We start from the raw sequence: 1,500 nt of genomic DNA, 5'->3' as shown, positions 1-1,500 counted from the left end.
AGCTCAGGCAGGCTGTCGGCCTTCACGCTGTCGATCCAGGTCGCGAGCTTCTCGCCGGCGCGCGCGTTCATCATTTCGGCGAAGGCCCGGACGTGTTCAGCGGTGGCGTTGAGCTCAGGGCACCGGTCCAGGATGTCCTTGAGCTGCTGGGTCTCGTCCTGGGTGAGGTTGTCGGGGTGTCGAGTGATCCAGCTGGTCACGTCCCGGACCGACGGGGGCCGCCTGCGGTCGGCGGGCTTGGTTCCGGCGCGCAAGGGCTGGAGATAGTCGCGGACCACCGAGTAGCCGCCGCGGAAGCCTGCGGCCTTGATCTCGTCGGTGAGCTTCTTGGCGCTGGTGCAGCCCTCTTGCCACCGCTGGTGGAGGTAGGGCTTGTAGTCATCGAGGATGCTCGCGCGGCCCTGCCATTTGCCCTCGCTCAGCTCCTCGGCCGTGGCCGCGCGGGCGAACTTGCGCACGGTGTTGCGGGCCAGGCTGAGTTCGCGGCTGATCGCACGCAGGGTGAGCCCTTTCCCGATCAGGGCGTGTATCTCCTGATGGCGGTCGCGGGTACGGTCGGCGCAGCGGTGGGCGCTGCGTTCCGCCTTCGCGGCCTCGGTGATCTTCTCCAGCTCGGCGGTCGCGGCGGCGGACGCCTGGGGATCGGGCGCTGGTTCGGGGACCCGCAGCTGGGTGGAGTGCCTGGCCACGCAGCGTTCCACGGCTTCGGTGAGGTTGTGGTAGAGGTGCCAGCGGTCTGCGACTTGCACGGCATCGGGGGCTCCGAGGCGGGCGCCTTCGGCGTAGCCGCTGGCGCGGTCCCGGCAGATGATCTCGACGCCGGGGTGGTCGGCCAGCCAGCGGGCCAGGGTCGCCGCTTCGCGGTCAGGAAGCAGGTCGACCGGGCGGCGGGTCTCGACGTCAATCAGTACGGTGCCGTAGACGTGGCCCTTGCGCAGGGCGAAGTCGTCGACGCCGAGCACGCGCGGTGTCACGGTCGGCGGATCGGGCAGGGCCCGGATCAGCCGCAAGAGAGTGGAACGGCTGACGTCGGCGCTCAGCACTTCGGCCAGCCTGGCGCCGGCTCGTCCGGCCAGCATCAGCGCGACCACCTGCAAGACGGCGTGCAGTCGCTGACTGCGCCGCCCGTGCCGGAAGGTGAGTCCGTTGATCTGCTCGACGAACGTCGCTCGGGGGCAAGCCGCGACCGGGCAGCGGAAACGCCGGACCTGCAGGTGCACGACCACCGGCCGCCCACCCACCGCGGCATCCGCCAGGCGACGCTCGTAACCGCTGTGGATCCGCCGCGACGTTGCCCCGCAGCTCGGGCAGACGGCGTCACCCGCGCACGCACGGGCCGTCACGGTGACCGCTTTCTCACTCAGCTCGACATCGTCGACCAGCAGGCCGTCCAGGTCGGCGAACAGGACATCCTCCACCTCTATATCGCTCACAGAGCTGGATCGTCAGGTATGCGGCGACGGCGGCGCGGGGAAGCACCGAAAGTGATCACAAATCGTC

At 69.7% G+C, this 1,500-nt stretch carries 1 protein-coding gene; it reads right to left on the bottom strand.

The window, feature by feature from the left end:
* On the bottom strand, positions 1–1,433 hold a 1,433-nt coding region (locus JS756_RS35705; protein WP_205387423.1), incomplete at its 3' end, for an ISL3 family transposase.
* Positions 1,434–1,500: the final 67 nt, after the last annotated feature.

Origin of the sequence: Streptomyces actuosus (assembly GCF_016921115.1) — a bacterium.
Lineage (GTDB): Bacteria > Actinomycetota > Actinomycetes > Streptomycetales > Streptomycetaceae > Streptomyces > Streptomyces actuosus_A.
Note: the sequence above shows the minus strand (reverse complement) of the source record. Positions and strands in the feature narration are given on the sequence as shown.